This is a genomic window from Lysinibacillus sp. NPDC097279, from assembly GCF_044761745.1.
In the GTDB taxonomy this organism is placed as follows: domain Bacteria; phylum Bacillota; class Bacilli; order Bacillales_A; family Planococcaceae; genus Lysinibacillus.
On the sequence record NZ_JBIWDA010000002.1, the window covers coordinates 191,596 to 217,567 of the forward strand.

Sequence of the window (25,972 nt, forward strand, 5' to 3'; positions counted from 1 at the left end):
CTTATTTACGTAGTTTTGGATCTAGTGCATCACGTAAGCCGTCACCAACAGCGTTAAACGCAAAGATTGTTAGCGAGATAAATACTGCTGGGAAAATTAAACGCCAAGGAGCATTTGTAATAGCTTTATTCCCTTCAGATGCCATTGTACCCCATGAAGCATGCGGAGCAGGAACACCAAGTCCTAAATAACTTAAGAATGACTCAGTGAAAATAGCAGACGGAATTGTTAGAGTCATTGTTACTAAAATAGCACCAAGTGCATTTGGAATTAAATGTTTTAAGATTAAATGCATTGTGCTCGCACCTAAAGTACGTGCAGCTAGTACATATTCTTGATTTTTAATGGATAATACTTCACCACGAACGATACGAGCCATGCTAATCCAGCCTGTAATCGAAAGAGCGATAATCATAGGGAATAAACCTGGTTGTAAAACTACTAATAAAACGATTACAACTAAAAGGTAAGGCACAGCTGTTAATACGTCGGCAATACGCATCATAATATTATCAACACGTCCACCAGCTAATCCTGAAATACTTCCCCAAAGAACACCAATCACTAAGTCAATAATAGCCGCTGTAATCCCGATGAATAGGGAAATACGAGCACCTGCCCAAATACGTACGAAAATATCACGACCTAAATCATCTGTCCCAAACCAAAATTCAGCAGATGGGGGACTGTTGTAGACACCAAGTTGATCGCTATATTTATATTGTGAAAGCATTGGAACAGTAATCGCCATGATAATAACGATAATCAGTGTAATTAAACCGAATATTGCCATTTTATTATGTGAAAAGCGAATAAATACTTCCTTCCAGAAGGAAACGGATTTATCAGCTAATTTATCTGTTGCTTCATGATTTCCACCGACAATTTTAAACATATCTTTGTTAATCGGTTGCTGAGTCATTACTTTTTCGCTCCCTTCAACTTAATTCGCGGATCAACAATGCTATATAGAATATCGACAATTAATACCGCAAATAAAAGGATGATTGAATAGAACACTGTCGTTCCCATGATAACTGTGTAGTCACGGTTTGTAATACTTTGTACAAAGTGTTTACCTAGACCAGGAATTGCAAATATATTTTCAACGATGAAACTACCTGTTACAACACCAGCTGTTAATGGTCCAAGGTAAGTAAGAACTGGCAGTAAGGAATTTCGTAAAGTATGACGGAAAACGATTGTCCATTTGCCAATTCCTTTAGCACGTGCCATTTTCACATAATCACTGCTATTTTGCTCAAGCATACTTGAACGTGTTAATTTTGCGATAAAGCCCATGTGCGAGAACGCGATAGCAAGGGCAGGTAAGATACTATAGCTGAAGCCTTTCCATCCACTTACAGGGAACCAGCCTAATTTAAATGCTAAGAAATACTGCATTAAGCCTGCTAAAATAAATGATGGTACAGAAATACCGAGCACCGCAAAGGTCGTTGCCAAATAATCCGGCCATTTATTATGATAAAGCGCTGAAACTACGCCTATTAATACACCGAATCCAATCGCCAGTAGCATAGCTTCAATCCCAAGTGTTAACGAAACTGGGAAGCTCTCATTAATCATATCATTTGTAGAACGCGCTTTATACTTCATAGACTCACCGAAATTAAATGAGGCCGTATCGATTAAATAATCTTTATATTGAATATACCAAGGGTTATTTAATCCATACGTTTCGTTTAACTTTTCCTCAATTTGAGGAGGGAAATTACGCTCACTTGCAAAAGGACTACCTGGAGCAAGACGCATTAAGAAAAACGTAGCCGTTACGATGACGAAAAGCGCGAGAAGTATATACATCAGCCTTTTCAAAATATATTTAATCACATAAAACTCCTCCTTCTATTTGTCAATTTTCTGACAAATAAATGCCTTCGTATTTTAAAAAGAGCTGACTCGCGCCGAAGTGGCCACGAGGCAGCTCTTCGTTGTAGAGCTTAAAAGATAAAAGATTCAGTAGTGGAAATTATTCCACATCAACATATTTAAGTTTAATGTTACCTAAAATATCTGGAACCATGTTTTTAACTTTTTTATCAACTACTGAAAGGTTTGTGTAGTAGTAGATTGGCGCAACTGGGAATTCTGAAACTGCGATAGATTCAGCTTGTTTTAATAAATCTAAACGTTTAGCAGAGTCACCTTCAGCAATAGATTGTTTTAACAATTCTTTGTATTTAGGATTTTCCCAGCCTGTATCGTTGTTACCATTTGCTGCTGTATCATACATTTCAAGGAATGAATAAGCATCGTTGTAGTCAGCAATCCAACCCATACGTCCTACTTGGTAGTCAAGAACGTTAAGTTTTTCTAAATACACTTGCCATTCAGAGTTTTCAAGTCCTACAGTAATACCAAGGTTTTTGCTCCATCCTTCTTGGATATATTGAGCAATAGAGGCATGTCCTTCACTTGTGTTGAATGAAACGTTAATTTTAAGATCTTTAGGATCTTTAATACCTAGTTCTTCCATACCAGCTTTAAGTGCTGCTTTAGCACCTTCGATATCGTTATCTTTGAAGTAACCGCGGTCTTCTTCAAAACCATTAATCGCAGCTGGAACCATACCTAAAGCAGGTTTTTGTTCACCTTTAGTAATGTTGTCAATTAAGCCTTGACGATCGATTGCTAAAGTTAACGCTTTACGGATGTTAGCGTTTCCAGTAATTTTGTCTGTTGTATTGAATTTGTACCAGTATACACCAGCGTAGTCAGCGATTTGTAAAGAACCGTCTGCTTTAAAGCCATCAATTTCATCAAGTGAAACTGTTTGATAAGGAGAACCTAAATAATCGATTTCTCCTGATTTGAACATTGTTGAAGCTGTTGCTTCATTTTCAACCATACCGATGTTTACAGTATCTAGAGCTACACTAGAAGCATCCCAATACTCAGGGTTTTTCTTTAATACAACTGAATCATTGTGTTTCCAAGTATCTAATGTGAATGGTCCGTTTGTTACGAAGTCTTCACCAGCATCAGTGTACCAGTTTTCATTGCCTTCAACTACTTTTTGATTTAAAGGAGCATATGTTTTAAATGCAACTAACTCTAAGAAGTAAGCAGTTGGTTGTTGTAAAGTTACAACTAAAGTTTTGTCATCTTCAGCTTTAACACCAACATCATCAGCAGAACCTTCGCCTAAGTTATAAGCTTCAGCGCCTTTAATTGGGTAAAGTAAAGATGCATACTCTGATAAGTTATCAGGATTTAAAGCCCATTTCCAAGCATATTCGAAGTCGCCAGCAACTACTGGATCTCCGTTTGTCCATTTTGCATCACGTAATTTGAAAGTGTAAGTTAATAAATCTTCACTCTCTGTATAGCTTTCTGCCATACCAGGAGCTGGTTTTCCATCAAGGTCTAAAACCATTAAACCTTCAAATACATTTTGAAGAATTGCTCCAGAAGTTGTATCTGTTGCAAGTTGTGGATGTAAAGATGGCGGCTCAGAAGCTACAACTACATTCAACTCTTTTGAAGAAGCTGTTTCTGAAGAACCAGAATCTTTTTTATCGTCTTTTGCTTTGTCAGACGAATCTCCACCGAAGCCACATGCAGCAAGTACTAGTGAAAATACTGCAAGGACTGTTAGTAATAAAAACTTTTTGTTCTTATTCATGTGAATCCCCCTTATACAATTTTTAAGCCTTTTGTGAAGCTCCTATTTAATATACCAAAAAAGTCATTGTGCACAAAATAAAAAAGATTCAAATTTATATAGTATTATCTGACATTTACAAGAATAATAATTTTCTTCGGTCTATCACTTTAGTGCACAAAAGTGTTTAAATAATGAGAATTTGATTTAAAACAGCTAAAAATATCAAAAATAAAACAAAATCGAAAAAATGATTTACTATACGGAAAATTCCTATTTTTTTGATAATATTACGGCTAAATAAAAAATGATTCAAAAGTCACGGTTGTTATACATTAAGAAATTTACATAGTTTTGTAGAAAATCATCGTAAAACTAAGTGAATATGATTTTTTATAAGGGAATTTCTTGTAATTTCTAATCTAAAAATATGAATAATACTATCTATAAATGATATATAAAAATTTTGTTTTGTATTTATCTAGTATTTAGCTTTAAGAGAGAAAAAAAGGGAAAAGGAGAGAAATATGTATGAAATAGCATGCAATTTAATAGATAAAATAGCACCATTTGAGTGCAAAATAGTAGTCTAATATTTTTTTGAAATAATACAACGACGCTTTAGAAAGATGCTGCAGACATGAAAAGGAGTGATTTTTGAACTTTTAGAAATCAATATTAAGTTTATCTTTCTATTTTTCAGCAAAAATCTACAAAGCCATATGTAATTTGTATAAAAATGATGCTTTACTAAATTTTTATTTGATGTTCGTCTACACAACTGAATGATTGATAAATATATAGATATAAAAACACCCCAAGCAAACTTCATGCTTGGAGTGTTTCTTTAAAGTTTAGAGCTTAAACTGATGAATCTGATCTTGTAAATCGAGAGCCTTTTCACTTAAATCTGTTGCAACTAAGTTTACTTGTTGGATTGTCGCTGCTTGTTCTATCATCGCATCAGCGATAATTTGTGTATTGTCAGCACTTGCAGAAGCACCGTAAGCAATTTCAGCAACCGATGCAGCAACTTGTTCAGCGCTAGCGGATATTTCTTCAGAAGTTGCAGAAATATCTTCAATTTGATCTGACATTGTATTAATGGCTTGTACGATGGATTCAAAGGCTAGCCCTGCATTTCCTATCATTTTAACACCATCTGTTACAGAATGAAGGCCATCAAATACTGCCTTTTCGACATTTTTAGTATCTTGCTGGATGTCTTGTGTTAAAGCGACAATTTGATTGGCAGATTGTTTTGATTCTTCCGCTAGCTTGCGGACCTCATCAGCTACTACAGCGAAGCCTTTACCGTGTTCACCAGCACGGGCTGCTTCGATTGCAGCATTAAGTGCAAGTAAATTTGTTTGATCGGTAATTGTTGTTATGACTTCTGTAATATTGCTTATTTCTACTGATTGTTTACTCAGTTTTTGAACGAGCGTGTTAATTAGTTGTGTTGAATCATTGATAACATTCATTTGTTGTTGAGCTTCTTCTATAATGTTGTTACCACTGTTGGCTGTTTCCGATGTAGCAATAGCATTTTGGTGAAGTTGTTGTGTTGCTTCAGCAATACGTTGTACACCTGTAGCAGTTTCATCCATAGCAGCAGCACTTTCCTTTGCAGCGATTGTTGCAGCTGCGGCTGAAGTAGCGGTTTCATTAATACGAGAAGTTACCTCTTCGGTTGTAGCTGAAACTTCTTCGGTAGAGGCTGTTAACTCCTCAGCTGCACCTGTTAAATGTTCTGAGTTTTCTTGTATATGTGTCATTAAATTACGGACGTTGCTTTTCATCGTGTTAAAAGATATTGCCAGTTGGCCAATTTCATCTTTCGATTGATTCGTGATATCTTGGTGATATAATTCACCATTTGCAATATTATTAGCTGCGGCTACAACGGATTTTAAAGGACGAGTAATTTTGCGTTGTACATAGAACATAAGGAAGATACCGAGTGTTACACCGATAATAATTGCAATAACAGAAATAATTTGAGAATTTTTTACTGCCTGTTTCGATTCCTTCGTAATAATTTCTAATTGATTCTTTTGATAGTCTACAATTTTATCAGAGACATCTGATAGTCCTCTGTTCGCTTGTTGGGCTTCACCATTTACTTTTTTTAAAGCTTCTTCTATATTACCTTCTTCGTGTAAAGCCAAAACAGCATCAGCTGCTTTGTTAAAATCATTGTTATATGTATTAAGCTCTTTAGCGTACTCAATCATATCAGGTGAATCTGCTTTTTCTGTAATTTCGTCAACATGCTCATCAAGCATTAATGCATATTTTTCAAAACTCTCCTTATTATATGGAGTATCTTCTATAAATATTGCACGAATAAAAAGACCTTGCATTGCCAATTCAATTTTAATATTATCTGATAGTTCAACTAAGGAGACACGATTTTCTAATGCTTCTTCTACTTTATTTTCAATTTTAGTAAATTGGATAAATAAAATAAGCAAAGACAGGAATAAGGTAAAGATTATCGAGAAAAAACCGAAGCTTAACTTTTTGCCTACAGACATAGTGAATACGCCCTTTCCGAATTGATAAAAATTTTTATAGTTAAATTAAGACATCGTGGAGGCTAGAAGTCAATAACAGAAGGTAGAAACAGTGCAGAATGTTCATTATGGCAATCTTAAAATACCAATATAGGGAACATAGTCTGTGAAAATCACAAATGTCAGTGATTTTTATCTATTTATAGTACACATTACGGAGGAGGATTTTAGAAAAAGAAAAATACGATGCAAAATGCATCGTATTCCTATCTTTAAGACTGTTTTTTTAACTGTAAAATGACAGCTTCATCTGGATCGATAAACACTGTTTTTTGTTCGAAATAGATAACAAATCCAGGTTTAGCACCATTTGGTTTTTTGACTTGGCGTATTTCTGTATAGTCTACTGGAACTGAGGAAGAGTCGCGGGCTTTAGAGAAATACGCGGCAAGTGTTGCGGCTTCTCTCAGTGTCGTTTCATCTGGCTCAGTAGCGTGAATGACTACATGCGAACCTGGTATGTCCTTTGTATGTAGCCACGTATCTGTCCGCTTCGCAATTTTAAATGTTAGCATATCATTTTGTTTATTGTTTTTTCCTACTGAAATCGCTGTCCCTGTAGATGATATATACCGTTCTGGCTCAGGCTTTAGTTGTTTTTTCTTTTTCTTAGCGTGACGTAATTTTAAATAGCCTTGTTCGGCTAATTCCTCACGAATTTCTTCTATATCACCTGGGGATGCCTGTTGAACCTGTTGCGCTAGCATTTCGAAATACGTTATTTCTTCTTTTGTTTTTTCAAGCTGCTCTTGTACCATGATAAGGGCATTTTTAGCTTTTGTATATTTTGTGTAATAACTTTGTGCATTTTCAATAGGGGATTTACGTTCGCTTACAGGAATCGTAATTTCTTCAGCGGAATCACTATAATAGTTTGTTACAGTTACTTCCTTCACACCTTTTTCGAAAGCGTAAATATTGGCCATAAGCAGTTCCCCAAACAATTGGAATTGATCTAGTTTGGATGCACGTTCATAGTCTTTTGTCAGTTTTTTTATTTTTAATGACAATTTATCAATTTCATTTTGTAGCCAGCGTTCTAAATCTCCTGCCTGTTGCTTCACTCGATCTCGCTCCGCGCGCGCGAAAAATACGCGATCAAGCAGCTCATGTAAATTCGGATAAACGGTTTTTTCTCCTTGTAAATGGGTTAAAGCGATAGGGGAGAAATAGGTTTTGTTATTAGCAAATACATACATCGGTTCTGTGCCACCATTACGAAAGGCTGCCATAAAGTCTCTGAAACATATAACTTTATTAGCTGTAGATGCTAAACGGAATAATAACTCCTCGGCATGTAATGGGGAAAAGCCAACAAATTGTGAAACTACTTCCTTTGCTGTTTTCGGCTCATTGAAAAATACAGTTAGCTGCTCATCTGTTACTGTTAGTGGTTGCCATTTATTTTGTGCAGGTGGTGCGATATAAGGCTGCCCTGGTAATATAGTGCGGAAACTATTCATCGATGGTGATAAATGTTTTAAACTATCGATAATTTTATTTTGTTCCTTATCTATTAATAGCAGGTTACTATGTCGACCCATAATCTCTGCGTGTAATTCTCGTACAATTGGATCGCCAATTTCATTTTTGCTTTGAATTTCTACTATAATAATGCGATCTAAATCATGCTGTTTAATAGAAGAAATAAAACCACCTTCTATATGTTTACGTAATAACATACAAAACATAGGAGGTTCTGCGGGATTTTCTATTGTTTGCTCAGTAAGATGTACACGTGCGTAGGAAGGGTGGATAGAAAACAATAATTTGTGGTTGCCACCATTTGCACGAATTTGTAAAACAACTTCTTGAGCGTTAGGTTGATGTATTTTAGTAATACGACCTGTTACTAATTGTTGCAGGTCTGTTGTCATTGAATAAGTAAATAAGCCATCGAATGCCATTTTAGTTCCTCTTTCCAACGATATATTCCATCATTGTGTATTCGTATATAAATAGTAATCTTTGCACATGCATTGGCAGTATGTAGATAGGCTGGAATTCTTCCTATTTTAAGGTGTGTTCAAATAGCCATCTTACGCATGAATGCATTTTTTGTATGTTTATCATAGCATTTTTTAGGTGAATATTAAAATATAGCTTCAGATGTGGTAGAATTAATTTTTGCACTAGCGAATTTTTTGTGGAGAGACGTCATAAATGACGGAGCTTATGTTATAATAATCCCAGTATGCAAAGAAAGGTGTGACGAACCTTGGTGCGTAGTATGACTGGTTTTGGCAGAGGTGTCACAACAACAAGAGACTTTCAGTTAACCGTAGAAATACGCTCGGTCAACCATCGTTTTTTAGAAATTCATGCAAAGTTTCCAAAAGAATGGCTAGAAGCAGAAATTTTTGCTAAGAAATTGATTTCACAAGCTTTATCACGTGGAAAAATTGATGTGATGGTATATGTGAAGGATTTAGAAAACGTCGAGCAATCTATTGAAATTAATTGGTCATTAATTGAAGCGTATCGTAAGGCAAAAGAGCAATTAGCAAGTAAAGTACCACTAGAAGAAAAATGGACAATGCAGGAGCTTCTAGCGCTAGAGCAAGCGTTAGTACAGAAAAAACCGCAATTAATGCCAGAGGATTTATTGGGGGCAGTTGAACATGCGGTAGCAGAAGCTACTCGACAGTTGATCCAAATGCGTGAGCGTGAAGGGCAAGAATTGCAAGATGTTGTTGTACAATATAAGGAACAGTTAATGGAACAAGTGAATCAAATTCGCTCTTATTCCTCACTTGCTGTTGAAAAATATCGTACACGATTATTAGAACGAATTGCTGAAATAGCAGATGGAGCGCTCTTAGAAGATCGTTTGCTCGCGGAAGTAGCAATATTTGCAGAACGAGTGGACATAACAGAAGAGTTAGATCGATTAGATAGTCATTTTAACCAGCTGGAAGAAACACTATTAGAAACAGTTTCAATCGGACGTAAATTAGACTTTTTAATGCAGGAGATACATCGCGAAATTAATACAATAGGTTCAAAAAATCAATCGACAGAAGCAGCCGTTGCAGTAGTTCAGGCAAAAACAATTTTAGAAAAGATGCGAGAGCAAGTTCAAAATATCGAATAACATGCTTGCATCTGTTATAAATTAAGGGAGATATAGAGAATAAATGATAAAAGAACGTGGATTATTAATTGTTCTGTCTGGCCCATCTGGTGTAGGAAAAGGGACAGTGCGAAAAGAATTATTTTCTCAACCGAATACGAATTATGAGTATTCCATCTCAATGACAACACGAAATCCTCGCGAAGGTGAAGTAGATGGTGTAGACTATTTTTTTAAGTCGCGTGAAGAGTTTGAAACGTTAATTGAACAAGGTGGCTTATTAGAACATGCTGAATTTGTAGGAAATTACTACGGCACTCCGATAACGTATGTAAATGAAACACTTGATGCTGGTCGTGATGTATTTTTGGAGATTGAAGTACAAGGAGCAGCACAAATTCGTAAAAAAGCACCGGATGCCTTATTTATTTTCTTAGCCCCTCCGAGTTTAACGGAATTAAAAGATCGTTTAGTTGGTCGTGGGACGGAAACAGCAGATGTTATTGCAAAGCGCATCGCAACTGCAAGTGAAGAGCTTGAAATGATGAGCTTATATGATTATGTAGTTGAAAATGATGAAGTGACAAATGCCTGTGATCGTATAAATGCGATTATTAAAGCCGAGCATTGTCGTAGAGAACGTGTTGAAAAAAGATATTTGTCAATGTTGAGAGGAGAATAAACCAATGTTATACCCATCAGTAGATGCCTTAAAAAAAGAGATCGATTCTAAATATTCTTTAGTAAGTTTAGCTTCAAAACGTGCTCGTCAAATGCAAGAAATCGAAGGTACTGAGCGCTTGCACAAATATGTTTCCTATAAATATGTAGGAAAAGCGCTTGAAGAGGTAGCAGCAGGCGTACTTACGAAAGTATCACAAGATGAGTCAGCTGTGTACGAAGACGAAATCTAACATTGATGGTATAAAGCTTTTGCCAAGTTAATGTTAAAATCTGCAGTGATTTTTTGATTATACAAGAATGCCGAGAGCTCCCGAGGAATTGTCCTTTGGGAGCTTATCGTTTGAAAGGACGACATTGTAGATGAACAAAAATATTTTACTTTGTGTATCAGGTGGTATTGCTGTTTATAAAGCTGTAGCACTAGTGAGTAAACTTTCTCAGGCAGGTGCCAACGTAAAGGTCATTATGACAGCATCGGCGCGACAGTTTGTCAATCCGTTAAGCTTTCAAGTCATGTCAAAAAATGATGTCTATTTCGATACGTTTGATGAAAAGGATTCAAAGGTAATTGCCCATATAGATTTAGCAGATTGGGCAGATTTAATTATAGTTGCACCAGCAACTGCTAATGTCATTGGTAAACTTGCAAACGGAATTGCTGATGATATGGTGACAACGACTTTACTTGCCGCAACCGCACCTGTTTGGATTGCGCCAGCGATGAATGTTCATATGTATGATCATCCAGCCGTAAAGCGAAATTTGGCACAGCTAGCAGCTGATGGCTATCAGTTTATTGAACCGTCTGAAGGCTTTTTGGCGTGTGGCTATGTTGGCAAAGGTCGTTTAGAGGAACCAGAAAAGATTACAGCTCTTGTGCAAGATTATTTTTCAATCAAGGTTAAACCACTTGCAGGCAAAACGGTGCTTGTTCCATCTGGTGCATGGTATGTCCCTATGGACGATCAACAACATGTCATTAGTACAAATGCAAATGGTAGAATCGGACAAGCGTTAGTGAACGAGGCACAAACACTTGGAGCACACGCGATTCTATTAGGTGGAGAAGCATCAAATGCTAATGAACTGATAGCGCAAGTGGAACAATTAAAAAAACTATATCCACAGGCATTTTTACTTCACGCGGCTAATATACCAACTATAGAAAGTGCCCCTATCATGTCTGTCGATGGTACGACTGCAGTTACATTTGGACAAAAAGTGGTTGGGGAACCTATAGTACAAGTTATATCAAACGAATGGATTGATTTTAGTCATGTAGCGAACGTAAATGGTGAAGAATTGGATGTCTCAGACGCCGCACAATTTGCGAAAGAGTTATGGCAGCTTGTATTACAAGGTGAGACGCAATGAGTTTATATGCTGAGATTATAGTGGATGTTTCGACATACCATGTTGATCGCACATTTGACTATGCTGTTCCAGAAGAGTGGCTAGCTGTAATAGAAAAAGGTTGTCGTGTGAAAGTACCTTTTGGACCGAGAAATGTACTAGGATATGTTGTAGGTTTAAAAAACGATACAGATGTTCCTGAAAACAAAATAAAGCCAATCGCACAAATTTTAGATATTGAGCCTGTTTTCACTGAAGAAATGCTGTTGATGGCAAAGTGGTTAAAAAACGAAACAATTTGTTATGAAATTGATGCTTTACAAGTAATGCTACCTTCTGCACTTCGGGCAAAGTATGAAAAAATAGTGACATTACAAGAAGAGCAAGCTTCGTTGCCATTAGAAGTTCAGAAGATTTTTGGGAAAAGGCACAAGGCAAACTTTAAAGAATTTGAACGTGCGGGCTTATTGCCGTTATTAAAACAACTGATTGCAGATAAAATCGTAAAGATAGAAAATGTTGTAAAGCAACAAGGCAATGTGAAAGAAGTGCGCATGGTCAAAATTGCGGAAGACGAACAAGCTCTTAGTAAAGCACTGTTAGAAGCATCGAGAGCTGCAAAGCAACGGTCTTTAATTGAATGGATGACTTCACATCTTGGAGAAATATTCACGCCCCAGCAAATTTATGAGGCAACAGCAGTATCTGCTGCTGTCTTACAAGCGGTCATTGATAAAGGAGCTGCGTGCTTTATACAAGAAGAAGTGTATCGAGATCCTTTTACAAATGAAGTTGCGCGTACACAATCACTACAATTAACAGAAGAGCAGGCTGTTGCATTAAATGCAATTTCACACGCTCTTGAAACACATTCCGCTGAAACCTTTTTATTGCAAGGTGTAACAGGCAGTGGTAAAACGGAAGTTTACTTACAGGCGATTCAAAAAGTTCTAAATGAAGGTAAAGAAGCGATCATGCTAGTACCTGAAATTTCTTTAACACCGCAAATGACAGAACGCTTCCGTAGCCGCTTCGGTGAGATGGTTGCGGTCATGCATAGTGGGTTATCTGTAGGTGAGAAGTATGATGAATGGCGAAAAATTCAACAGGGTAAAGTAAGAGTAGTAGTTGGTGCTCGCTCAGCTATTTTTGCACCTTTTACAAATTTAGGGCTTATCATTTTAGATGAGGAGCATGAATCTACCTACAAGCAGGAGGACTCTCCACGCTATCATGCGAGAGATGTAGCAATTTGGCGTAGCCAATATTATCAATGTCCTGTCATTTTAGGTAGTGCGACACCTGCCCTTGAGTCATATGCCCGTGCAAAAAAAGGTGTCTACACACTTCTTACATTAAAACAACGTGCACTACACCAGGCGATGCCGACTGTCTATGTAGCAGATATGCGAGAAGAACTTCAAAAAGGAAACCGCTCTATGTTTTCTGAACTGCTTATTGAAGGGATTCGTACTCGACTTGAACGACGAGAACAGATGGTGTTATTTTTAAATCGAAGAGGGTATTCGTCATTTGTGCTATGTCGTGATTGTGGTACTGTCGTACAATGTCCGAACTGTGATATTTCACTAACCTACCACCGCACTACTGAAAAATTGAAGTGTCATTACTGTGGGTATGAAGAACATGTGCCACAAATTTGTCCGCAATGTCAAAGTGATCATATACGGTATTTTGGAACAGGGACGCAAAAAGTGGAAGAAGAAATTTTTAAGTTATTTCCAGAGGCTAGAGTGCTAAGAATGGATGTGGACACTACAAAGCACAAGGGGGCACATGAAGAGATTTTGCAAGCATTTGGTGAGGGGCAAGCCGACATTTTACTCGGTACGCAAATGATTGCAAAGGGACTTGATTTTCCTAACATTACACTTGTTGGTGTGCTTAGTGCTGATACATCTCTGCATCTACCAGATTACCGTGCGGCGGAACGGACGTTTCAGCTACTCACACAGGTAAGCGGTAGAGCAGGACGCCATGATAAACCAGGTGAGGTCGTTATTCAAACGTATACGCCAGAGCATTATGCAATTGAATTAGCTAAAGTACAAGATTACGAGCCATTTTATGAACGTGAAATGTTTTTACGCCGTCGTTCAGGTTACCCACCTTACTATTTCGTTGCGCTTATACAAGTATCGCATGAAGATGTAATGATGGCAGCCGAGTATGCTGGGCGAGCTGGGGATTGGCTTAGAGGAAATTTATCAAATCAAGTGTCTATTATAGGACCAACAGTAGCAAGTATTAGCCGTCTCCAAAATAGATATCGCTATCAATGTTTGATAAAATATAAAATTGAACCAAATCTGATACCTGTATTGCAACGATTGCTTGCAATGTATCGAGCAGAATGGATAAAACAGGGCATATTAATGACGGTTGATTTAGACCCGTCTACTATATAGGAATGCGATGAGATATGCTTGCATGCAAGTTCAGTTTATTAGTTATTGGCCTGACATAACAACAAAGGCGTAGACGTCTTAAATATTAGAAATGAGGAACGAGAAATGGCGATTAAAAAAGTGATTGAACATCCAGCAGAAGTGTTATCAACACCATGTGCGGAAGTTACAGAAATAAATGAAGATATTATTACATTACTAGATGATTTATATGACACGATGGTGGAATATGATGGAGTAGGTATTGCAGCACCACAAATAAATGTAGGCCTGCGTGTGGCGATTGTCGAGCTTGGTGAGGAACGAGATATTTTAGAAATGATTAATCCTACTGTTATTAAAACGGACGGAGCAGAAGTTGATATCGAAGGGTGTTTAAGTTTCCCAGGTCTATATGGAGAAGTTGAACGTCCTGACTATGTGAAAATTGAAGCATGTGACCGTGAAGGGCGTGTTTATGAGCTTGAGGCAGGTGGCTTTGAAGCACGAGCAATTTTACATGAAATTGATCATTTAGATGGTATATTGTTTGACTCTAAAATTAAACGTATTCTTACAGAAGAAGAGCTAGAAGAAATGTACGCAGAAGAGGAGGAATAAAATGACGTCGATTATTTTTATGGGAACACCTGATTTCTCCGCGCCAATTTTGCGTATGCTACACAATGAGGGCTATGATATTAAAGCGGTTGTGACGCAGCCAGATCGACCAGTAGGACGTAAGCGGGTACTAACACCGCCACCTGTAAAGGCAGCAGCTTTGGAATTAGGCTTACCAGTTATTCAACCTGAAAAGCTCCGTGGCTCTGAAGAATTACAGCAAATACTTGATTTACAGCCAGATATCGTTATTACAGCAGCATTTGGACAAATTTTACCGAAAGACTTGCTAGATGCCCCACCACTTGGTTGTATTAATGTCCATGCATCACTTTTACCGAAATACCGCGGAGGAGCTCCTATTCACCAAGCAATTATAGATGGTGAAAAAGAGACGGGTGTAACGATTATGTATATGGCAGAGAAATTAGATGCAGGCGATATTATATCTCAAAAGGCAATAGCTATTGAAGAAGACGACCATACAGGTGGCCTCTTTGATAAACTAAGTGTTGTAGGCTGTGATTTATTAAAAGAAACACTTCCTTCTATTATAAATAGAACAAATAACCGCACTGTACAAGATGAAACGCAAGTGACATTTGCGAGCAACATATCTCGCGAGCAAGAACGTATTGATTGGACAAAGGATGCAACGACTTTATACAATCAAGTACGAGGACTGCATCCTTGGCCAGTAGCTTATACAACTTTTGAAGATGGAAACTTTAAAATTTGGTGGGCACAAGTAGGACATGCAAAACATAATGCTGCACCTGGTACAGTCGTAGCAATTGCAAAGGATCATTTTGAAGTTGCGGCTGGAAATGGCACAGCACTTTCATTATATGACATTCAACCAGCTGGTAAAAAACGTATGACAGCAGAGGATTATTTGCGAGGTACAGGTTCAAAATTACAGATCGGGGATCAGTTTAAATGAGTAAAAAAAGCGTAGTAATTTGGGATGGTAATGTACGAGATGCCGCACTTTCTATCCTATTAGCAGTAGATAAAAACCAAGCGTATAGTAATTTACTTTTACACGAAACGATAAAACGCCATAAAATTGAAGCGAAGGATCGTGCACTTTTAACTGAAATTACGTATGGTACGCTTCAATATAAAATGACCCTCGACTACTATTTAGAGCCATTTATTCGTGGTAAACTAGATCATTGGGTGCGTTGGCTGTTGCGTTTGTCACTATATCAAATGCATTATTTAACGCGTATTCCACCTCATGCAGCAGTGAACGAGGCAGTAGAAATTGCAAAGCGCCGTGGACACCAAGGAATTGCTTCTACAGTCAATGGTATTTTACGTTCTATATTGCGTCAGGGTGTACGATCTTTAGAGGAAATAAAAAATCCTGTAGAACGTCTTGCTATTGAAACAAGTCATCCACAATGGTTGGTAGATCGTTTTGTTAATAATTATGGCGTAGAAGTAGCTACTGCAATGCTTCATGAAAATAACGTTCCACCAGTACAAACGGTTCGTGTCAATACGACAGTGGCAACGATTGAACAAGCGATTGCAAGCTTACAAGCTGAAGGCTTAACTGCACAGCAAAGTGATTTAATGCCAGAATGTCTACATGTGACAAATGGACAACCTGCTCGTACAAAGGCATTTCAAGATGGACTTATCACTATTCAGGATGAAAGTTCTATGATTCCTGCAAATGTTTTGAATCCTTCCGCAGGAATGCGCGTCTTAGATATGTGTGCGGCACCTGGTGGCAAAACAACACATTTAGCCGAAAAAATGAACAATACAGGTTCCATTTTGGCAACGGATTTGCATCCACATAAATTAGATTTAATCGACCATAATACAGAACGTCTAGGACTTGATATTGTAGAAACGGCTCCAATTGATGGACGTAAAGCGCCAGAGTTTTTACAACCAGAATCATTCGACGCGGTGTTAGTCGATGCGCCATGTAGTGGTTTAGGTGTAATGCGTCGGAAACCGGATATTAAATATACGAAGCGTGAAGAAGATTTAGAAAACCTTCAAAAAATCCAATTAGCACTACTTGATGCAGCAACTAAAGTACTGAAAAAAGAAGGCAAGCTTGTATACAGTACATGTACAGTCGATAAACAAGAAAACGAAGGCACTGTTGTTGCCTTTTTAAGAGAGCATCCAGAAATGGAAGCGATACAACTAGAATCTTTACCAACAAAATTAGCGGAAAAGCAAGCAAATGGCATGCTTCAAGTCTTTCCACAAGACTTCGGCAGTGATGGTTTCTTCGTCGCAGCCTTTCGTAAAAAAGGAGAATCCAACTAATGGTGGATCAAGAGCAATTTAATGACCGTATTAATGACTTAGTCGAGGAAGCTGAAGAAAAGCCCGTTCGACGAGCGAAAAAAGAAAAGCCGAATTTAAAAGAATCAATCTACTCACTACAACCACATCAGTTAGAAGAGTGGCTAAAAGAAAATGGTGAAAAACCATTCCGCGCAGCACAAATTTTTGACTGGTTATACAATAAACGTGTTAAAACATTTGAAGACATGTCTAACCTTTCAAAAGCATTGCGTGACAAGTTAGAGGCAAGCTTTGCATTAACAACACTATCAACGATCATTAAACAGGAATCAAAAGATGGCACGATTAAATTTTTATTCCAGCTACAAGATGGATATTCTATTGAAACAGTTTTAATGCGTCATGAATATGGCAACTCAGTATGTGTAACTACGCAGGTAGGCTGTCGAATTGGTTGTACGTTTTGTGCGTCAACTTTAGGGGGCTTAAAGCGCCATCTATTAGCAGGTGAAATTGTAGAGCAAGTTGTAAAAGTACAGCAAGCTTTAGATGAAGTAAATCAACGGGTGTCACATATCGTTATTATGGGTATTGGTGAGCCTTTCGATAACTATGATGCCATGATGAACTTCTTAAAAGTCATAAATCATGAAAAAGGTTTAAATATTGGGGCACGTCACATTACTGTCTCAACATCGGGAATTGTACCTAAAATCTATCAATTTGCAGATGAACAGCTTCAAATTAACTTTGCTGTATCATTGCACGCGCCAAACCAGGAAGCACGTCAAAAACTGATGCCTATTGCACGCGCATACAAATTGGAAGAATTAATGGAAGCAGTTCGTTACTATACGAAAAAAACGGGCCGACGTGTAAGTTTTGAGTATGGTTTAATGTCAGGTGAAAATGATTCAGTAGAAGTGGCAGAAGAACTTTCTGCACTAATAAAAGGAATTAAATGCCACGTAAACTTAATTCCTGTAAACTACGTACCAGAACGCGATTATATCCGCACATCTCGTAGTAAAATTTTTGCTTTTGAAAAAACATTAAAGAAAAATGGTATAAACGTAACAATCCGTAGAGAGCAAGGGTCTGATATCGATGCGGCATGCGGACAATTACGTGCGAAAGAGAGATCTGAAGAAACGAGGTGACCAGTGATGGAATACACAGTCGAAAGTGATATTGGTTTAAAACGAGCAATTAATGAAGATCGAGCTGCATTTTTTAAACGTCCAGATGGGCTTGCACTAGCACTTGTAGCGGATGGCATGGGTGGACATAATGCTGGCGATGTGGCGAGTGATATGGCAATGAAACAAATGGAGACCGTTTTTTTACAAGCAGAGACACATCATTTTGCAACTATGACATCAAAAAAAGAATGGTTACGACAAGCAGTTAAGCAATTGAATAAAAATATATTCGACTATTCTTTATCACACGAAGACTGTAAAGGAATGGGTACGACGTTTATTGCCGTGTTAATTGAAGGGAATTATTGCTTCATTGCGCATGTTGGTGATAGTCGTGTGTATTATTTCTTTGATGATGGCGCACAACAAATAACAAGAGATCATTCTTATGTTAATGTTCTACTTGAAAATGGTGAAATTAGCGAAGAGGAAGCAATGACACATCCGAAGAAAAATTTCATTTTAAAAGCTGTTGGAACAGAGGAAACTATTGAGCCAGACTTTTATGAAGTAGAGCTAGCGCCAGAATCGTATTTACTCATTTGCTCTGACGGTTTAAGTAATAAACTGTCAGTGTACGAAATGGCATCTATCATTACCTATCCAGATTTAATTGAAGAAAAAGGACGAAAACTTGTGGAATTAGCCAATGCAAGCGGGGGAGAAGATAATATCTCCCTCGTGTTACTCACAAGGCAAGATGAGGAGGTGTAAGTATGCTTGTAGGAAAACGAATTAGTGACCGCTATAAAATTTTAGATCTCATTGGTGGCGGAGGCATGTCCAATGTATACTTGGCGCATGATATGATATTAAATAGGGACGTAGCGATAAAAATATTACGTTATGATTTTACCAATGAGGATGAATTACATCGACGTTTTCAACGTGAGGCACTTTCAGTTACAAGCCTTACACATCCGAATATTGTAAGTATTTATGATGTAGGTGATGATGGAGATCTGCATTATATTGTGATGGAATATGTTCAAGGAAAGACGTTAAAGCAGTACATACAGGAATATGCACCAATTTCGCCTGCGAGAAGTGTGCATATTATGAAGCAATTAACGTCAGCAATTGCCAATGCCCATGAAAATCATATTATTCACCGTGACATTAAACCGCAAAATATTTTAATGGATGCGGATGGGAATGTGAAAATAACGGATTTTGGAATAGCTATGACGCTAAGTGCAACATCATTTACGCAAACTAATTCTGTGCTAGGAACTGTACATTATTTATCACCAGAGCAAGCGCGTGGTGGAACAGCAACATATAAATCAGATATTTATGCACTAGGCATTGTGTTGTATGAATTACTAACAGGAGAATTGCCGTTTTCAGGTGAATCAGCTGTTTCCATTGCACTTAAGCATTTGCAAACAGAGACACCATCTGTGCGAGCATTTGACGGTACAATTCCACAAAGTCTAGAAAATGTGGTATTAAAGGCTACTGCCAAAGATGCATCCCATCGTTATGCGACCGTAGAAGAAATGCAAGAAGACTTAGATACGGTGTTATCATCAACACGTATTAATGAACCAAAGTTTACGATTCCTATTGATAATGATGCCACAAGAGCCATTCCAATTATAAAGGAACAGCCAAAACGCAAAGATGAGGATTTAACGCAAACAAGGTCAATGGAAGCTATTACCCCATCTAAAGTGGAAGCGAAGAAACCTGTTGAAAAAGCGGCGCCTGTTAAACAAAAGAAAAAATGGCCAGTTTATGTGGCAGGGCTATTAGTAGTCGTTATTGCTTTGTTCCTATTCTTTTTATTTGCAACAGATTTATTTAGCCCGAAAAAAATTGAGGTGCCAAGCGTTGCGAATTTAACAGTTGAAGAAGCGACAAAAAAATTACAAGAACAAGGCTTTGTTGTTGCTGAACAAAAACAAGAGCGTAACTCTGAAGAAGTTGAAAAAGACAAAGTTATTGAGACAGACCCAGCAAAAGGTTCGAAGCGAGTAAAAGGAACTGAAGTAGGGCTAATTGTCAGTCTTGGTGTAGAAACGATTAAAATCGAAGACTATACGGGGCAACAAATTAGTCAAGTAGAGTCTTTGTTAAAAGATAAACTTTTAATCCAAAAAAATTATGTGCATTCCAAACAGCCTGAAGGTCAAATTATCGAACAAGATCCAGCAGAAGGTGCGGAAATCATCGCTAAAGATGCGACGATTACATTTACGATAAGCCAAGGTGTAAAAATGATTACAGTAGATAGCGTGGCAAATTACACGAAAGCGCAAATGGATGATTACGTAAATCGAGTAGGATTAAAATGGCGTACTGTTCGAGAAGATTACAACGATACTGTACCAGCTGGTAGTGTTATTTCACAAACGCCAAAACCTGGTACTAGCTTAATGGAAGGCGATACAATTGCAGTTGTTTTAAGTAAAGGACCTGCCGAAAAACCTGTAAAAACATTTATTAAAAATGTTTTAATTCCATATGAGCCTGCAGAAGAAGGCGACGAGCAAGTTATTCGCATTGAAATTCAAGATAAAACCCATACAATGGTAAAAGCTTTTGATGAATTTACTATTACGAGTGACCGACAATACAAAATACAGCTTGTCATCGTAGAAGGTGAAGAAGCGGCTTATAAAATAATCCGTGACTCGGAAATTATTGAGTCAGAAAGCTTTAATTATGATGACGTTAAATAAGGGGGAATTGGATGGCGCAAGGCCAAATTCGTAAAGCATTAAGTGGCTATTATTATGTTTATAATGGCGAAGAGCTCATACAATGTCGAGGACGTGGGGTATTTCGCAATCGCGGGGAATCCCCACTTGTGGGTGACTTTGTTGAGTATACACTTGAAACAGAAGGCTCCGACGGTACAATACAAAAAATACTTGAACGCCAAAATGAACTTGTTCGTCCACCGATTGCCAATATCGACCAAGGCATTCTAGTATTTTCTGTCAAGGAGCCTAACTTTAATACGATTTTACTGGATCGTTTCCTAGTCGTTTTAGAGTCATTTCATGTCCATCCAATCATTTGTCTGACAAAGATGGATCTATTAGAAGACAATGAGCGTGAGGAATTACAGGGCTATATCGAAGATTATGAAAACATGGGTTATACAGTGCTTCAAACTTATAAAGATGAGGAAGAACTAATGGACCGACTTCAGCCAATTTTAAAAGGAAAAACATCGGTGCTTGCTGGGCAATCGGGTGTTGGTAAGTCGACATTACTTAATACGTTAATCCCTGATTTAAATTTAAAAACGGGCATTATCTCGCAAAGCCTAGGCCGAGGCAAGCATACGACTCGTCATGTTGAGTTAATAGAAGTTTGTGACGGTTTATTGGCAGATACACCAGGATTTAGCTCATTTGATTTTGATGAAATTGAAAAAGAAGAGCTAGGTGCATGTTTCCCAGAAATCTCACGTATCGCTGAAGATTGTAAATTCAGAGCCTGCTTGCACTTGAAGGAACCTAAATGCGCGGTTAAGGCAGCGGTCGAAACGGGAGAAATTCGCGAGTACCGCTACAAGCATTACGAACAATTTATGCAAGAAATTATGGATCGAAAGCCGAGGTATTAATCATGATACAAATAGCACCATCAGTTTTAGCAGCAAACTTTGCAAAACTAGGAGAAGAAGTGAAGGACGTAGAACGAGCAGGTGCAAAGCTTATTCATATCGACGTGATGGACGGTCATTTTGTACCGAATATTTCATTTGGCTCTATTGTGTTGGATGCCATTCGTCCTTTAACTGATTTACCGTTAGATGTTCATTTAATGATTGAAAACCCTGATCAATATATTGAACAGTTTGCAAAAGCGGGAGCAGACTATATTACAGTACATGTAGAAGCTTGTCGCCATCTACACCGTACTATTCAATTGATTCGTTCTTATGGTGTAAAGCCAGGTGTCGTTTTAAACCCGCATACACCAATTGAATCTATTCAACATATTTTAGAGGATATTGATATGGTGTTATTTATGACAGTGAATCCTGGATTTGGTGGTCAAAAGTTCATTCATTCTGTTGTGCCAAAAATTGAAGCGTTATCAACAATTATTAAAGAACGTAACTTAGACGTTGCGATTGAAATCGATGGTGGTATTAATGCGGAAACAATTGTTCCTTGTGCAAAAGCAGGAGCAACAATTTTTGTTGCAGGCTCAGCGATATACAGCAAAGAAGACCGAACAGCTGCATTGCAAGAGATTTTAGCTGCTGGTGAGGCTGCGATTAAAGAATGACCACTGTTGTCGTTTGTGCGGGCGGTCCGAAAGAGGAGCTTTGTTCCTTTGAACCGTATAATAAGCGCAATGATGTTTTATTTATCGGTGCGGACCGAGGAGCGCTGTATTTAATTGAACAAGGAATGACACCACATGCCATTGTTGGCGATTTTGACTCGTTATCACAAGAGGAATACAAATATGTTATGGAGCATGCAGATGATGCTCAGCGTTTTCAAGAAGAGAAGAATGAAACGGATACGGATTTAGCACTATTAAAGGCATTAACCTATGCCCCTAACGAAATTGTGTTAACAGGTGTGACAGGTGGTCGTTTAGATCACTATGAGGCAGCTGTTCGTTCGATATATCGTTTGCAGCTAGAACATCCTCAACTTGTGTTGAAAATTATAAATCATGCTAATATGTTGCAATTTTTAGTGCCAGGCACGCACACAATTCTTGCGGATGATCGCTATCGCTATTTGTCTTTTTTTGCGCATGAGCAGCCTATACAAGGTGTGACATTAAGGCATGTTAAATATGAAACGACGAATGAAGAAATTTCATTAGGTTCAACCCGTTTTACAAGTAATGAAATAATAGGCACTTTAGGGTCTATATCCTTCACGCAAGGCATATGTTTAATGATAAGAAGCATAGATTAGCGTAAGGGGGAGAGAGTCCTGAAAGTATATACGTTCCAACTGCCGAAATTTGTTAGTAGCATTACGCGTACGTGTATTAACCTATTTAAAAAAGATAAGAAAGAAGCTAAAAAATCCGACTGATGCCAGTCGGATTTTTTACTTTTTCATAGCTATATAAAGGCGGTTGGTAGTTTGCCTTGAGAAATGAAAGAAAAAAATCGATTTACGCTTAATGCGAAATCGATTTTTTAGAAGCGGCTATTAAACGCGCTCGATTTTACCTGATTTTAAAGCACGAGTAGATACCCATACACGTTTTGGTTTACCGTTAACTAGGATACGAACTTTTTGAAGGTTAGCGCCCCAAGTACGTTTGTTAGCGTTCATAGCGTGGGAACGGTTGTTACCAGTACGAGCTTTACGTCCAGTGATTACACATTGTTTTGGCATGTTGTATTCCCTCCTTACAGTTGATGCTGAAAGATTATTATTTCAGTTCGGTATTTCACATACCATAATAATTTAACATACGAAATCGTTCAGTGCAACAGTTTTCACATAACCTTTCAAGAAAAAAACCTTTACAGGCAAAAAACTGCTATGAAAAAACACTGGACAATGGTCACTAGATTCATTGTGCAGTGCATTTTTATAAACTACTTCCCTCGGTAGCCAAGCTTCGTTGAAACACGTTTTCCCGTTTCTTTAAGACTTTCTATAAGGAAGTTGATATGATCGTCGCTAACGTTAAAGCTAACAAAGCCTATACTAACAGCGCCTATAGTTTCTCCGAACCCATTAAAAACAGCTACAGCGACTGAGGAAGTACCAGCAGTTCGTTCACCGTGGCTTATAGCGTAGCCTTGTAACCGTATTTGTTCTAACTGACCTTCTAAATCAGCCATCTCTTCAATAGGGACTAGTTGATTTATTATTTCCTTAGCTTGTTCAGTAGGTATGGAGGCTAACAATGCTTTATTGGCAGCTCCAATATGCATTGGAATGCGAATACCGAGTTGATCATAAATTCGAATTGGATTTGCTGCACTATCTATTCTTTCGATAATTATAGTATCTAACCCAGCAGGCTTGCTTAAATAAACACTTTCCTCGACTTCTCTAGCTAGGCGCTCTAATTCAGGTCTGATTTTGCTTATATAGTCCATCGTATCATACACTTGTAAGCCTAATTCCATCCATATCGTTCCTAGGCGGTAATGTTTCGTTTGCTCATCTTGTTCAATCATTCCTTGTGCAATCATCGCTTTTAAAATTCTATGTAATGTACTTAGTGGTAAATCGCATTTGGTGGATAGCTCTGAAATAGACAAACTGCCTTCTGCAGCTTCTGAAGCTAACACTTTAGCAATGGTCATTGCTCGTTCTAATAACTGCATTTTGTCCCACCTCCTCTAATCTTATTGTATTTTTATTCTCAGTTTACGTCTAGTTTCTTCTGGGTGAGTAAGAACTTTTTAAATAGTTTAATATTAAAATTTTCTAAATATATTGACAGTATAACATAAAACGCATATATTTTTTATATAAACTTTCCTCTTAACGGAAACGTTTTCCACTACACGGAAAAGGGGTGAAAGGTATGCATTATTGTTCATCCATGTATGCACCTTTAAAACACGTAATTGTCAAACATCCAAAAGAAGCTTTTATAAGCCAAGAGCATCTTACGGATGAATGGAAAACTTTCAACTATTTATCAGAACCTAACTATAATGTGGCTCTTACAGAATATGCTGAGTTTATAGCAATTCTAGAAAAATACGTTGAACAAATTGATTATTTACCAGCTTCAAATGATGTAGGGTTAGATTCTCTTTATGCACATGATCCTGTTAAATTCACACCACACGGTGCAATCATATTGAAATCTGGAAAGAAATTAAGACAACCTGAAGCAACTGTATATAAGGAGTTTTTACAGAGTAAAGGGATTCCTATCATTGGAGAATTAACTGGAGATGCTGTTTCAGATGGTGGGGATATTGTTTGGCTTGACGACCGTACACTTGTTGTCGGCCGAGGGTACCGTACGAATGATGAAGCCATTCGTCAAATTAAAGAGATGACAGCGGATGTTGTAGACGAATTTATCGTTGTACAGCTACCACATGACTTAGGTGAAGCGGAGTGCTTACATTTAATGTCCTTTATTAGTATGGTGGACAAGGATTTGGCTGTAGTACACTCTCGTTTAATGCCCGTATTTTTCCGTCAGCTTCTTATTGCACGCGGGATTCAGTTAGTTGAAGTACCTAAAGATGAATACGACACGCTAGGCTGTAATGTTTTAGCACTCGCTCCAAGAGTATGCGTTATTCCTGAAGGGAATCCATCTACAAAACAGCAGTTATTAGATGCAGGTGCAACTGTTTATGAATATAAAGGTGAAGAAATCACAGTAAAAGGGACAGGTGGACCAACATGTCTAACTTGTCCAGTAATCAGAGGATAAAAAAGGAGACGAATAAAAATGTTTAAAAATGTCATTGTGAAAAATCCAGGTAACAGCTTTGTAAACGGTTTAACAACGAGTGATCTAGGAAAACCTATTTTAGAAAAATTATTTGAACAGCACGTACAGTATGTAGAAGCTTTAAAAAAATGTGGCGTAGAAGTTACACAACTAGCTGCAGATGAAGCATTCCCTGATGCTACTTTTGTAGAAGATACGGCAGTACTAACTTCTGAATTTGCTATTATTACAAATCCAGGAGCAGATGCACGTAATCGCGAAATTGAAGATATCGAACCTGCAGTTAAAAAATTCTATGACAAACTTTATTATATCGAAGCACCAGGAACTCTTGATGGTGGGGATGTTTTACAAGCAGAAAAGAAATTTTATGTAGGTATTTCTGATCGTACAAACGAGGAAGGTGCACGACAATTCAAAGAAATCGTAGAAAAAGAAGGCTATGAAGCTACGATTATTCCATTAAAAGAATTCTTCCATTTAAAAACGGGAATCGCTTACGTTGGACAAAATCGTATGGTCGTTGCAGGAGAGTTTATCGATCACCCTGCTTTTGCATCATATGAGAAAATTGTTATTCCACAAGAAGATGAATATTCAGCGAACTGTATTCAAGTAAATGATTATGTCATTATTCCAGCAGGTTATCCTGACACAAATCGTAAATTAAATGATTTAGGTTATAAAACAATTGAACTTGAAATGTCTGAGTTTAGAAAACATGACGGCGGCTTGAGCTGCTTATCCCTTCGTTTTTAATTAAA

24 protein-coding genes are annotated in these 25,972 nt (G+C 37.7%); 17 read left to right on the top strand and 7 right to left on the bottom strand.

Translation table 11 applies throughout. From position 1 onward, the window contains the following. Position 1 precedes the first annotated feature (1 nt). From ACIQ1H_RS11010 to ACIQ1H_RS11030, 5 genes are all read right to left on the bottom strand, one after another. Positions 2–922, bottom strand: coding sequence for an ABC transporter permease (locus ACIQ1H_RS11010; RefSeq protein WP_305068707.1), 921 nt, complete (start codon positions 920–922; stop codon positions 2–4). After that, positions 922–1,851, bottom strand: coding sequence for an ABC transporter permease (locus ACIQ1H_RS11015; protein ID WP_173477817.1), 930 nt, complete (start codon positions 1,849–1,851; stop codon positions 922–924). Before ACIQ1H_RS11015 ends, ACIQ1H_RS11010 begins: the two co-directional genes overlap by 1 nt. A 139-nt stretch (positions 1,852–1,990) precedes the next feature. Continuing rightward, positions 1,991–3,646, bottom strand: a complete 1,656-nt coding sequence (locus tag ACIQ1H_RS11020; protein WP_402888790.1) for a peptide ABC transporter substrate-binding protein — start codon at positions 3,644–3,646, stop codon at positions 1,991–1,993. Positions 3,647–4,479: 833 nt separating this feature from the next. Beyond that, positions 4,480–6,165, bottom strand: a complete 1,686-nt coding sequence (locus tag ACIQ1H_RS11025; protein WP_402888792.1) for a methyl-accepting chemotaxis protein — start codon at positions 6,163–6,165, stop codon at positions 4,480–4,482. A gap of 251 nt (positions 6,166–6,416) precedes the next feature. Further along, a complete protein-coding gene (locus ACIQ1H_RS11030; RefSeq protein ID WP_402888794.1) occupies positions 6,417–8,111 on the bottom strand; it encodes an Rqc2 family fibronectin-binding protein in 1,695 nt (564 codons plus the stop codon). Between the two features lie 311 nt (positions 8,112–8,422). On the opposite strand from ACIQ1H_RS11030, the gene ACIQ1H_RS11035 reads away from it, so the two are divergent. The 15 genes from ACIQ1H_RS11035 (at position 8,423) to spoVM (ending at position 22,855) form a co-directional block, all read left to right on the top strand. Then, positions 8,423–9,298 (top strand): YicC/YloC family endoribonuclease, encoded by an 876-nt coding sequence (locus tag ACIQ1H_RS11035; RefSeq protein ID WP_173477813.1) that lies wholly within the window; start codon positions 8,423–8,425, stop codon positions 9,296–9,298. Between the two features lie 43 nt (positions 9,299–9,341). After that, positions 9,342–9,959, top strand: coding sequence for a guanylate kinase (gene gmk / locus ACIQ1H_RS11040; RefSeq protein WP_173477812.1), 618 nt, complete (start codon positions 9,342–9,344; stop codon positions 9,957–9,959). Between the two features lie 4 nt (positions 9,960–9,963). After that, a complete protein-coding gene (gene rpoZ / locus ACIQ1H_RS11045) occupies positions 9,964–10,191 on the top strand; it encodes a DNA-directed RNA polymerase subunit omega (protein WP_173477811.1) in 228 nt (75 codons plus the stop codon). Positions 10,192–10,321: 130 nt separating this feature from the next. Next, a complete protein-coding gene (gene coaBC / locus ACIQ1H_RS11050; RefSeq protein WP_402888797.1) occupies positions 10,322–11,335 on the top strand; it encodes a bifunctional phosphopantothenoylcysteine decarboxylase/phosphopantothenate--cysteine ligase CoaBC in 1,014 nt (337 codons plus the stop codon). Next, on the top strand, positions 11,332–13,743 hold the full coding sequence (gene priA / locus ACIQ1H_RS11055) for a primosomal protein N' (RefSeq protein ID WP_402888799.1): 2,412 nt from the start codon (positions 11,332–11,334) through the stop codon (positions 13,741–13,743). Before coaBC ends, priA begins: the two co-directional genes overlap by 4 nt. Before the next feature lie 105 nt (positions 13,744–13,848). Beyond that, positions 13,849–14,343: a peptide deformylase gene (gene def, locus ACIQ1H_RS11060; RefSeq protein WP_402888801.1), complete on the top strand. Its 495-nt coding sequence runs from the start codon at positions 13,849–13,851 to the stop codon at positions 14,341–14,343. 1 nt (position 14,344) lies between these two features. Further along, the gene (gene fmt / locus ACIQ1H_RS11065) at positions 14,345–15,286 is read left to right on the top strand and encodes a methionyl-tRNA formyltransferase (protein WP_402888803.1); all 942 of its coding nucleotides are present in this window, start codon (positions 14,345–14,347) and stop codon (positions 15,284–15,286) included. Then, complete coding sequence (gene rsmB / locus ACIQ1H_RS11070) at positions 15,283–16,644, top strand: 16S rRNA (cytosine(967)-C(5))-methyltransferase RsmB (RefSeq protein WP_402888805.1); 1,362 nt, start codon at positions 15,283–15,285, stop codon at positions 16,642–16,644. The genes fmt and rsmB overlap by 4 nt, the downstream gene beginning before the upstream one ends. Then, positions 16,644–17,786 (top strand): dual-specificity RNA methyltransferase RlmN, encoded by a 1,143-nt coding sequence (gene rlmN, locus ACIQ1H_RS11075; protein ID WP_402888807.1) that lies wholly within the window; start codon positions 16,644–16,646, stop codon positions 17,784–17,786. Before rsmB ends, rlmN begins: the two co-directional genes overlap by 1 nt. A gap of 6 nt (positions 17,787–17,792) precedes the next feature. Continuing rightward, positions 17,793–18,542: a Stp1/IreP family PP2C-type Ser/Thr phosphatase gene (locus tag ACIQ1H_RS11080; RefSeq protein WP_173477804.1), complete on the top strand. Its 750-nt coding sequence runs from the start codon at positions 17,793–17,795 to the stop codon at positions 18,540–18,542. A gap of 2 nt (positions 18,543–18,544) precedes the next feature. Beyond that, complete coding sequence (pknB, locus tag ACIQ1H_RS11085; RefSeq protein ID WP_402888809.1) at positions 18,545–20,515, top strand: Stk1 family PASTA domain-containing Ser/Thr kinase; 1,971 nt, start codon at positions 18,545–18,547, stop codon at positions 20,513–20,515. 11 nt (positions 20,516–20,526) lie between these two features. Further along, positions 20,527–21,411 carry a ribosome small subunit-dependent GTPase A gene (rsgA, locus tag ACIQ1H_RS11090; RefSeq protein ID WP_173477802.1) on the top strand — a complete coding sequence of 295 codons (885 nt, stop codon included), beginning with the start codon at positions 20,527–20,529 and terminating at the stop codon, positions 21,409–21,411. 2 nt (positions 21,412–21,413) lie between these two features. Next, positions 21,414–22,082: a ribulose-phosphate 3-epimerase gene (gene rpe, locus ACIQ1H_RS11095; protein ID WP_402888812.1), complete on the top strand. Its 669-nt coding sequence runs from the start codon at positions 21,414–21,416 to the stop codon at positions 22,080–22,082. Then, positions 22,079–22,732, top strand: coding sequence for a thiamine diphosphokinase (locus ACIQ1H_RS11100; RefSeq protein WP_173477800.1), 654 nt, complete (start codon positions 22,079–22,081; stop codon positions 22,730–22,732). The genes rpe and ACIQ1H_RS11100 overlap by 4 nt, the downstream gene beginning before the upstream one ends. An 18-nt stretch (positions 22,733–22,750) precedes the next feature. Continuing rightward, on the top strand, positions 22,751–22,855 hold the full coding sequence (gene spoVM, locus ACIQ1H_RS11105) for a stage V sporulation protein SpoVM (RefSeq protein WP_103977638.1): 105 nt from the start codon (positions 22,751–22,753) through the stop codon (positions 22,853–22,855). A gap of 120 nt (positions 22,856–22,975) precedes the next feature. Here the strand turns inward: spoVM and rpmB are convergent, their stop codons facing one another. Next, entirely contained in the window at positions 22,976–23,164 is a 189-nt protein-coding gene (gene rpmB, locus ACIQ1H_RS11110) for a 50S ribosomal protein L28 (protein ID WP_173477799.1), read from the bottom strand. A gap of 206 nt (positions 23,165–23,370) precedes the next feature. Continuing rightward, positions 23,371–24,111, bottom strand: a complete 741-nt coding sequence (locus tag ACIQ1H_RS11115; RefSeq protein ID WP_402888814.1) for an IclR family transcriptional regulator — start codon at positions 24,109–24,111, stop codon at positions 23,371–23,373. Positions 24,112–24,314: 203 nt separating this feature from the next. Between ACIQ1H_RS11115 and ACIQ1H_RS11120 the strand changes: the two genes are divergently transcribed. Next, positions 24,315–25,187, top strand: a complete 873-nt coding sequence (locus ACIQ1H_RS11120; RefSeq protein ID WP_402888816.1) for a dimethylarginine dimethylaminohydrolase family protein — start codon at positions 24,315–24,317, stop codon at positions 25,185–25,187. A gap of 18 nt (positions 25,188–25,205) precedes the next feature. Beyond that, positions 25,206–25,967: a dimethylarginine dimethylaminohydrolase family protein gene (locus tag ACIQ1H_RS11125; protein ID WP_402888818.1), complete on the top strand. Its 762-nt coding sequence runs from the start codon at positions 25,206–25,208 to the stop codon at positions 25,965–25,967. The last annotated feature ends 5 nt before the right edge of the window (positions 25,968–25,972 follow it).